The sequence below is a fragment of the Streptomyces sp. SBT349 genome (assembly GCF_001083795.1).
Lineage (GTDB): Bacteria > Actinomycetota > Actinomycetes > Streptomycetales > Streptomycetaceae > Streptomyces.
In genome coordinates this window covers 1-9,064 of record NZ_LAVK01000303.1, presented here as the reverse complement: position 1 = coordinate 9,064, position 9,064 = coordinate 1, and the positions used below count along the sequence as shown (strand labels likewise).

8 protein-coding genes are annotated in these 9,064 nt (G+C 75.2%); 5 read left to right on the top strand and 3 right to left on the bottom strand.

Features of this window, described 5'->3' with window-relative positions; genetic code table 11:
* The first annotated feature begins 80 nt into the window (after window positions 1-80).
* The 4 genes from ADY01_RS27790 (at window position 81) to ADY01_RS27775 (ending at window position 3,930) form a co-directional block, all read left to right on the top strand.
* Window positions 81-812, top strand: a complete 732-nt coding sequence (locus tag ADY01_RS27790) for an SDR family NAD(P)-dependent oxidoreductase (protein ID WP_049579013.1) — start codon at window positions 81-83, stop codon at window positions 810-812.
* Window positions 809-1,873: an aldose 1-epimerase family protein gene (locus ADY01_RS27785; RefSeq protein WP_049579011.1), complete on the top strand. Its 1,065-nt coding sequence runs from the start codon at window positions 809-811 to the stop codon at window positions 1,871-1,873. The genes ADY01_RS27790 and ADY01_RS27785 overlap by 4 nt, the downstream gene beginning before the upstream one ends.
* A gap of 58 nt (window positions 1,874-1,931) precedes the next feature.
* Window positions 1,932-3,071, top strand: coding sequence for an extracellular solute-binding protein (locus ADY01_RS27780; protein ID WP_049579010.1), 1,140 nt, complete (start codon window positions 1,932-1,934; stop codon window positions 3,069-3,071).
* 79 nt (window positions 3,072-3,150) lie between these two features.
* The gene (locus tag ADY01_RS27775; protein ID WP_049579008.1) at window positions 3,151-3,930 is read left to right on the top strand and encodes an enoyl-CoA hydratase/isomerase family protein; all 780 of its coding nucleotides are present in this window, start codon (window positions 3,151-3,153) and stop codon (window positions 3,928-3,930) included.
* Window positions 3,931-3,956: 26 nt separating this feature from the next.
* Here ADY01_RS27775 and ADY01_RS27770 read toward each other — a convergent pair whose 3' ends face one another.
* On the bottom strand, window positions 3,957-5,039 hold the full coding sequence (locus ADY01_RS27770) for a LacI family DNA-binding transcriptional regulator (protein ID WP_078900670.1): 1,083 nt from the start codon (window positions 5,037-5,039) through the stop codon (window positions 3,957-3,959).
* A 210-nt stretch (window positions 5,040-5,249) separates the two neighbouring features.
* On the opposite strand from ADY01_RS27770, the gene ADY01_RS27765 reads away from it, so the two are divergent.
* Window positions 5,250-6,446 (top strand): CaiB/BaiF CoA transferase family protein, encoded by a 1,197-nt coding sequence (locus ADY01_RS27765; protein ID WP_049579006.1) that lies wholly within the window; start codon window positions 5,250-5,252, stop codon window positions 6,444-6,446.
* Between the two features lie 40 nt (window positions 6,447-6,486).
* On the opposite strand, the gene ADY01_RS27760 is transcribed toward ADY01_RS27765, so the two are convergent.
* Together ADY01_RS27760 and ADY01_RS27755 are read right to left on the bottom strand one after the other, a co-directional pair.
* A complete protein-coding gene (locus tag ADY01_RS27760) occupies window positions 6,487-8,013 on the bottom strand; it encodes an alpha-L-fucosidase (RefSeq protein ID WP_049579005.1) in 1,527 nt (508 codons plus the stop codon).
* Between the two features lie 52 nt (window positions 8,014-8,065).
* A partial coding sequence (locus tag ADY01_RS27755) for a sugar phosphate isomerase/epimerase family protein (RefSeq protein WP_234320437.1) occupies window positions 8,066-9,064 on the bottom strand: 999 nt, incomplete at its 5' end.

Here is a 9,064-nt window from a genome sequence, read left to right as displayed (position 1 = left end):
GGTCCCCGGGGACAGCTCCCTGTTCTCGGACACGATCCGCCCAAACCGGGCCTCCCGCCACCCCGAGGCCACCGAGGACCATCGCACTCGTCACCGGCGCCGGCGGCGGCCTCGGCCGCGCCATCGCCGTGCGCCTCGCCGGCGACGGGTACGACATCGCCGCCCTCGACGTCGACCCCGAGGGCCTGGCCGCCACCGCCGGGGCCGTGGAACGGGCCGGCGCGCGCGCCCTGCCGCTCGCCGTCGACCTGGCCGACCCGGCCGCCGCCGCGGCGGCCGTGGACCGCGCCCGCGCGGCGCTCGGCGTCCCCGGGGCCCTGGTGAACAACGCCGCGATCTATCCGGCCACCCCCTTCCTCGACGTCGAACTCGCGGAGTACGACCGTGTGGTGGCCGTCAACCAGCGCGCCTACTGGGTCGTGGCCCAGTCGACCGCCCGCCTCATGGCGGCAAAGGGCGGTGGCGCCATCGTCAACGTCGCCTCCATCACCCTGCACGGCGGCTGGTCCGACCTGGCCGCCTACGTCTCCACCAAGGGGGCCGCCACCGCGCTGACCCGGGCGCTCGCCCGGGAACTCGGCGCGCACGGGATCCGTGTCAACGCCGTGTCACCCGGCGCGTTCCCCACCGCGGCCGAGGAGATCCACTCCGACCCGGAGGGCTACCGGCGCTTCGTGCTGGAGCGGCAGGCCCTCAAACGGCGCGGCAGGCCCGAGGAGCTGGCCGCGGCGGTCGCCTTCCTGCTCGGTCCCGACGCCTCGTTCGTCACGGGGCAGTGTCTCGAGGTCAACGGAGGGTGGGTGATGGCATGAGGATCGCCGGACGCGACCTGGACCGCGCCGCGCTCGAACGCCGCGCGGGCGACCTCTCCGCCGCGGGCGGCATCCGGGCCGTCGTGCTCGACGACGGCGCCGAACGCGGCATCCGCGCCCTGGAGTTCAGAACGGGCGGCGGCCTGGCCTTCGACGTGCTCGTGGACCGGGCCATGGACCTGGGGACCGCCGAGTTCCGCGGGCACGGCTTCGGCTGGCGCTCGGCCACCGGCTTCCGCCACCCCGGGCTGCACGAGTACCGCGACGAGGACGGCCTCTCGCTCATGCGCAGCTTCTCCGGGCTGCTGGTCACCGCGGGCCTGGACCACACCCTGTTCACCGCCGAGGTCGACGCCTCGCAGTACCGCTACCCGCACCGCGCCACCGTCTGGAACGGGCTGCACGGCCGCGTCGCCCACACCCCCGCCCGGCTGCACGGCTACGGCGAGCGGTGGACCGAGGACGGCCGCTGCGTGCTGTGGGCGGAGGGCGAGGTGCGGCAGGCGGCCGTCTTCGCCGAGCACCTGCGGCTGATCCGGCGGATCGAGGCCGACCTCGGCGGCGGCGAGATCCGGCTGACCGACACCGTGCGCAACGCCGGGTTCGACCCGACGCCGCACATGTACCTCTACCACGTCAACGTCGGCTGGCCCCTGCTGGACGAGGGCGCGCGCTGGGAGCTGCCCGCGGCCCGCACCCTGTGGCGCTCCGACAGCGTCGCGGAGCAGGGCGTCTCGCACCTGGTGATGCCCGCGCCGCTGCCCGGCTTCGTCGAGCAGGTCTACGAGCACGAACTCCTCCCCGACGACGCGGGCCGCGCACGGCCCCGGCTGGTCAACGAGCGGCTCGGCCTGTTCTTCGAACTCGACTACGACACACGGGAGTTCCCCGCGTTCTTCCAGTGGTTGCACCTGCGCGAGGGCGCCTACGCCGTCGGGATGGAGCCCTCCACGCACCATGTCGAGGGCGAGGAGGCGGCCCGCGCGGACGGGTCGATGACCTTCCTGGCCCCCGGCGAGGAGCGGCGCTACCACACCGTCTTCCGGATCGGAGAGCTGTGAACCGCGGAGCCGTGAACCGCGGAGCCGTGCGCGGCGCGCCGGGCGGGGCGGGACACCGGTGACGGCCTACCGCGGACTGACCTGGGACCACCCGCGGGGCACCGAGGCGCTGCGGCGGGCCGCGGCCGACTTCTCCGCGCCGCCCTCCCCCGCCGGGCGCCCCGGGGACACCCTCACCTGGGACGCCCAGCCCCTCGAAGGCTTCGAGTCGCACCCGATCACCGACCTCTGCGCCCGCTACGACCTCGTCGTCCTGGACCACCCGCACCTCGGCGACGCGCTGGCGGGCGACGCGCTCACGCCGCTGTCCGCGCTGTTCGGCCCCGAACTCCTCGCCGAGTGGCGCGCGAGCACGGTCGGCGCCTCGGCGGACTCCTACACGGCCGCGGGCGAGCTGTGGGCGCTGCCGCTCGACACCGCCACGCAGGTGGCCGCGGCCCACCGGGCGACCGTGCCCGAACTGCCCGCCACCTGGGAGGAGGTGACCGCGCTCGCCGCCGAGCGGCCGGTCGTGCTCTCGCTGGCCGGACCGCACGCGCTGCTCACCTTCTTCTCGCTCTGCTGCGCCTTCGGCGAGCCGCCCGACCCCGCGCCCGGCTCCGGCCTGGTCTCCCGCGACACCGCCCTCGCGGCGCTGGAGACAATGCGGGCCCTGACCCGCCGCGCCGACCCAGCGACGTTCGGTCGGAACCCCATCGCGCTGCTCGACCTGCTGGCCTCGGGCGAGGCGGCCTACTGCCCGCTGGTCTACGGGTACGCCGCCTACGCCGCCCGCGCGGCGGGCGCGCCCGTGCGCTTCGGCGACGTGCCGCGGCTGGCGCCGGGCGGGCCGCTCGGCTCCACGCTCGGCGGCACCGGGCTCGCCGTCACCCGCCGCGCCCAGGTCTCCCCGGCGCTCGCCCGGCACCTGAGCTGGCTGCTGTCGGCCGAGGCGCAGTGCGGCTACCTGCCCGACCGGCTGGCGCAGCCCTCGCGCCGCGAGGCGTGGCGGGATCCGGCGCTCGACGCGGCGTTCACCGGGTTCTGGTCCGGCACCCTCGCCACCACCGAGAGCGCCTGGGTCAGGCCCCGCCACCGCGGTTACCCGGCCTTCCAGACCGCCGCCTCCGCCCTGCTGCGGGCGGCGGCCACCGGCGCCTCGTCACCGGCGGACGCGTTCGCCGAGACCGTCCGGCTGCACCGCGCCACCGCGCCCTGACCCGGCCCGCCATCCCCGATCCCGTTCCCGTTCCGCGATCCCCGATCCCGCCCGTACCCCGTCCGAGGAGCCACCCGCCATGGAGAGCACCGTCGAGGAGATCGGCCTGACGCTGCACGACCGCGTCGCCCTCATCACCCTCAACCGGCCCGAGAAGCTGAACGCGGTCACCGCCGCCATGTCCGCCGAGCTGACCCGGCTCGCCGACCGGTGCAACGCCGACGACGCGGTGCGGGCCGTGGTGCTCACCGGCGCCGGCGAACGGGCCTTCTGCGCCGGTTCGGACATCGGCGAACTCGACGCGTACGCCACCCCCTGGGACTTCCGCAACCGCTCCGACTACTGCGACTCGCTGCGCCGGCTGCGCAAGCCCGTCATCGCCGCGGTCAACGGCCTCGCGCTCGGCGGCGGCCTGGAGACCGCCCTCGCCTGCGACATCAGGATCGCCTCCGCCACCGCCCGGTTCGGCGCCCCGGAGATCAAGCTGGGCTGGATCGGCGGCGGCGGCGTCGCCGCGCGGCTGCGGGCCGCGATCGGCGCGAGCAACGCCGCCCTCATGCTGTTGACGGGCGACCCGATCGACGCCGCGACCGCCGAGCGCCGGCTGCTGGTCAGCGAGGTGACCGAACCCTCCGCCCTGCTCGACCGCGCCCTGGGGATCGCCGCCACCATCGCCGCCCGCGCGCCCATCGCCGCCGAGACCGCCAAGGCCAACCTGCACGCGGCGGCCAGCGTGCCCCTCGACCAGGCGCTGGAGCGCGAACGCGACCTCCAGGCCGTCTGCTTCGCCACCGAGGACGCCGCGGAGGGCCGTGCCGCCTTCCTGGCGAAGCGTTCCCCGGTCTTCCGCCGCAGATGACCTCCCGCGCCCGTGACCCGCTCCCGTCAGGCGCTCTCCCGGGAGCGGATCTCGAAGCCCAGGTCGAGGGCGGGCACCTCGGGGGACCCGCCCCGCATCCGGCGCAGCAGCAGCGCCGCGGCCTCCCGGCCGATCCGGGCGTTCGGCAGGGAGACCGTGGTCAGTCCCGGGCGGACCAGGCGGGCGAGTTCCACGTCGCCGAAGCCGGTGACGGCCACCTCCCCCGGCACCCGCACCCCGGCGCTCCCGGCCGCCAGCAGCGCGCCGCAGGCGAGCACGTCCGTGGAGAAGACCAGCACGTCCGCCTCCGGGTGCGCCCGACGGGCGGCGTCCAGCAGCCGGGCCCCGGACTCCAGGGTGAGCGGCTGGTCGGAGGCGTCCACGAGGCGCGGCTCGCGCCCCGGGCGCAGGGCGTTCACCGCCCGCCGGAAGCCCGCCAGCCGGCGCAGTGAGCGGTGGTCGCCCGCGAGCAGCGAGCCCACGAAGCACGGCTCGCGGTACCCGGACGCGTGCAGGAAGGTCACCATCGCGTGCATGGCCCGCTCGTTGGAGAAGCCGACGAGCGTGTCCACCGGGCTGTCCGTCCAGTCCCAGGTCTCCACCACCGGCACCCCGGCCGTGCGCAGCATCGCCACCGTGCTGTCCCGGTGCACGGTCCCCGTCAGGCAGATCCCGTCCGGGCGCCTGCCGAGCAGCGAGCGGATGAGCTCCTCCTCCCGCTCGTCGTCGTAGTCGGTGTAGCCGAGCAGCAGTTGGTAGCCCTCCGGGGAGAGCACCGCGGAGAGCCCGGTCAGCGTCTCGGAGAACAGTTCGCTGCCCAGCGAGGGGACGACCGTGGCGACGATCTTGCTGCGGTTGGACGCCAGGTTGCGCGCCGCGAGGTTGGGCACGTACCCGCTCTCCCGGATCGCGGCCTCGACCCGTTCCCGGGTGTGGGGCGCGACCTCGTCGGGGATGCGCAGCACGCGGGAGACCGTCTGCGCGGAGACGCCCGCGCGCGCGGCCACGTCCCGCAGGGTGACCGAGCGCGTCGAGGCCCGCCGGGGCGCCGCGCCCTGCGCCCGGCCGCCCGCCCCGGGCCGCCCGTCCGCCGTGGGACCGCTTCCCATCGTGCTGCCTCCCCGTCCGTCGCGCCGCACCGCGCGGCCGGGGCAACTGTACGCATCCGGCGGGCGGTCGGGGCGGGAGTCCGGCCTGGTCCCGCTCTATGTGAGCGCTGCCGATAGCGCTAACATCGGACCGGCCCGCGGCCTCGCTGTGCGTTCCGCCGCGCGCCCCGGCGGGCGGTCCCGCCCCCCCCCCACGGTGTGAGGTGTGCCATGCGTGTGCTCGACGGCATCCGCGTCCTGGACCTGTCCATCGCGATGTCCGGCCCGTTCGCGGCCATGAAGCTGGCCGACCTGGGGGCCGACGTGATCAAGGTCGAACCCCTCGACGGCGAGTGGCAGCGGCGCGCCGCGGCGGGGGGCGCGCGCGGACGGGAGGTCAACGCCTCGTTCCTGTCGCTGAACCGCAACAAGCGCAGCCTGTCCGTCGACCTCAAGTCGCCCGGGGGGCGGGCCGCGCTGCGCGAGCTGGTCGGGACCGCGGACGTCTTCCTCCAGAACTACCGGCCGGGGGTGGCCCAACGGCTCGGCGTGGACTACGAGACCCTGCGGGCGCTGCGGCCCGACCTGGTGTACGTGTCGATCTCCGGGTACGGCGAGAGCGGGCCGTACGCCACCCGCCCCGGGCAGGACCTGCTGCTCCAGGCGATGAGCGGCGCCCTCTTCAGCACCGGCGCCCCCGGCCGGGCCCCCGCCGCCGCCCCGTACTTCCTGGTGGACGCGTTCGCCGCCTACTCGGCGTTCGAGGGCGCGCTCGCCGCGCTGTTCCACCGGCAGCGCACGGGCGAGGGACAGCTCGTGCGGGTCAACATGCTGGACGCGATCATCTGCGCGCAGATGCAGGAGATCAGCGTCCGCACGGTCGGCGGCGTGCCGCAGACCCGGGGCGAGCGCATCCACGCGCACAGCTACATCCGCGCCCCCTACGGCATCTACCCGACCGCCGACGGCTACCTGGCGCTGTCGTTCGCCGAACCGGCCACGCTGGCCGAGCTGTTCGGCGAACCGCGGCTCGCCCCGTTCGAGGCCGAGCGCGACGGGTTCACCCGGCGCGAGGAGATCTCCGCCCTGGTCGAGGAGCACCTGAGGCGCGAGACCACCGCGCACTGGCTCGACACCCTCGGCGGCGCGGGGGTGTGGTGCGGGCCCGTCCACTCCTACGAGGACCTGCTCAGCGACCCCCAGGTGGTGCACAACGAGTCGTTCGTCAGCTACGAGCACCCCACGGAGGGATGGGTGACCACGCCCGGGTTCCCGTTCACGCTGAGCGCCGGCCCCCAGTCCGTGGAGCGCCCGGCGCCGCTGAACGGCCAGCACTCCCGGGAGGTCCTGCGCGACCTCGGCATGAGCGAGGAGGCGGTGGAGGGGCTGATCGCGGACGGCGCGGTCTTCGCCGCCGCCACCACCTGAGCGGCCGGCCCCGGCCCCGGGCGGCGCTCGGGCGGGGGCGTCACTCGATCCGCAGGACCTGGGCGCAGGGGGTCGGCGGCGCGGGCGGCAGCGTCACGCGCAGTCCGTCGGCGCGCCGGTCGAACGGCAGTGGCCCGCCGCCGAGCAGCGTGATCCGCCGCGGCGGGCGGGGCAGGTGTCCCGCGTCCGTGCCGAGACTGGTGAGCACGGCCATGCCGTTCTCCGGCCAGGCCATGAGGAAGGCGTACAGCGTCTCGCCGCGGCGGGTGAACCGCACGTCCCGCGGCGTGTAGGGCAGCGCCCGCTCGCGGGCCTTGGCGCCGTCCACGCGGGTGGGGCCCTCGCCGTGCACGCGCCACGGCCGGGTGCCGTAGACGGCCTCGCCGCAGAGGTCCGTCCAGGCGCCGATGCCGTCCAGCACGGCCCCGGTCTCCTCGTCGACGGTGCCGTCGGGCAGCTGCGGCACGTTGAGCAGCAGGCAGCCGTTCTTGCTGACGGTGTCGACGAGCAGGTGCACGATCTCGGCGGCGCTCTTGTAGCGTTCGCCGACGCTGTAGAACCAGTCGCCGATGCTGGTGTCGTACTGCCAGGGCGCCGGGTCACTCGCGCCGAGCTGGTGGCGTTCGACGTCCAGGAGCACCGCACCGCGGTCCTCGTCCGGGACGGTCTTGACGCTGACCACGCCCTCGGGCACGGCGTTGTAGTAGGCGGCGAGGAACTCACGTCCGCGCGGGCTCGGCGGCGTGGCGGGGCAGACGCTTCCCTCGTCGAACGGCAGCCGGGCGTCGTCGAGGTAGACCAGTTCGGGCGCGTACCGCTCGGTGACCTCGCGCAGGCGGGCGTAGTAGTTGTCGACGAAGTCGGCGCGCGGCGGGTCGCCGGGGCGGCGCGGCGGGCCGTAGAGCGCCCGCGGGTCGAGTCCCTCCCACCAGGTGCCCTCGCCGTCCGCCGCGGTGAGGTGCCCGTCGTAGCGCTCCCCGGCGCGCGGGCCCTCGGTGTCGGCGGCGAACGCGGCGTCCAGCCAGCGCCAGGTCCAGGAGCCGGCGTGCATGCTCACCCCGAACGGCAGCCCGGCGCCGCGCGCCGCCGCCGCCCACCGGCCGACGATGTCGCTGCGCGGGCCGACGTTGACCGCGTTCCACGGCTGGTGGGTGGAGTCCCACAGGTCGAAGTTGTCGCAGTGCGCGGCCAGGGCGACGAAGTAGCGCGCCCCGGCCCGGCGGAAGCGGTCCATCAGCGCCTCGGGGTCGAACCGCTCGGCGCGCCACCGCCGGCACAGGTCCTTGTGCCCGACCCGGGAGGGGTGGCCGAAGTGGGCGCGGTGGTGGGCGGTCTGGCGGCGGGAGCGCCGCTGCTCGAAGCCCTCGGTCCCCTCGTAGGGCCCGTAGAGGTGGCGGGCGTACCAGTCGCCGGCCATGGCGACCGACTGCGGGCCCCAGTGGGACCAGATGCCGAACTTGGCGTCCGCGAACCACGCGGGGACGCGGTGGGCGCGCAGGGAGGGCCAGTTCGCCTCGAACGGCCCGGGGCGGGCGGGGGTGTCGGTGCCGGTCACGGTGCTGCCCATGGGTGTCCTTCCGTCGTCGTCTCCCCGTCTTCGGCGTGGTCCGTTCCGGGTGCTAGACCGCCGCCCACAGCACCTTCTGGGCCGCTATCGCGTCCTGCCGCTCCTGCGCCTCGCGCAGCGCGTCGAGGTCGACCCGTTCGCATATCGCGTCCAGCCGCCGGATGGTCTCGATGCTGTGGGACAGGGCGGCCACGGGGTCCTCGCGGAACGGGAACTGGTCGAGCAGCACCGGCTGGTCCCAGCCGACGCGGCGCAGGGCGAGGAGGAACTCCAGGGTCTCGAAGAGGTGCACGGAGGCGACCGGCAGGTCGTCGTCCCAGCCCCGCCAGTTGTCGTTGAGCTCGGCGGAGACCAAGCGGCCTTGCCGGTGGACGAGTTGCAGGGCCTCGGCGGGGGTCTCGCCGGCCATCAGCGAGTGGCCGAAGTCCAGCACGATGCCGACGTTGTCGACCCCGGCGTCCTGGATGGCCAGCAGGGTCGTGGCCGCGTTGCCGAGGGTGATGTGGATCCGGGGCTCCTTGGGCTTGTACTCGATGGCGAACCGCGTCTCCGGGTGGGCGCGGGCCAGTTCGCCGATGGCGTCCACGGTCAGTTCCCACAGCCGGGCGTAGTCGGCCTGCCCCGGCATGTCGAAGCCGTCCTGGCCCGGCCAGAACTTCACGTAGCCGGCGCCCAGCTCACCGGCGACCTCGACGGCGGCGTGCACCCGGTCGCGGGCGGCGCGGCGCACGGCGGGGTCGGGGTTGGTGAAGGCGCCGCGGGTGAACGCGCGGGTGTAGAGGTGGGGGGTCACGGCGCGGGCCCGCAGGCCGAGCCCGTCGAGCAGGGAGGCCACCGACGCGGCGGTGAGGCCCGGCTCGTCGAAGGGGTGGTTGATGTCGAGGTGGTCCAGGCCGTCGACCTGGGCGGCCAGTTCCAGCATGGCCGGGGTGGAGCGCTCCGGCCCGTAGCCGTCGGTGGCGTACCGGTCGACGATCCGGCCGAACGCCCAGATTCCCGCTCCGAAGACGAGGTTCGCCATGGGGTCCTCCTGACTGGGTGGGGTGGGTGC

Bases quoted from the DNA above. Each gene is read 5' to 3' on its own strand.
- ADY01_RS27785 (WP_049579011.1), top strand. From the start codon at position 809: ATGAGGATCGCCGGACGCGACCTGGACCGCGCCGCGCTCGAACGCCGC.
- ADY01_RS27765 (WP_049579006.1), top strand. From the start codon at position 5,250: ATGCGTGTGCTCGACGGCATCCGCGTCCTGGACCTGTCCATCGCGATG.
- ADY01_RS27770 (WP_078900670.1), bottom strand. From the start codon at position 5,039: ATGGGAAGCGGTCCCACGGCGGACGGGCGGCCCGGGGCGGGCGGCCGG.
- ADY01_RS27775 (WP_049579008.1), top strand. From the start codon at position 3,151: ATGGAGAGCACCGTCGAGGAGATCGGCCTGACGCTGCACGACCGCGTC.
- ADY01_RS27760 (WP_049579005.1), bottom strand. From the start codon at position 8,013: ATGGGCAGCACCGTGACCGGCACCGACACCCCCGCCCGCCCCGGGCCG.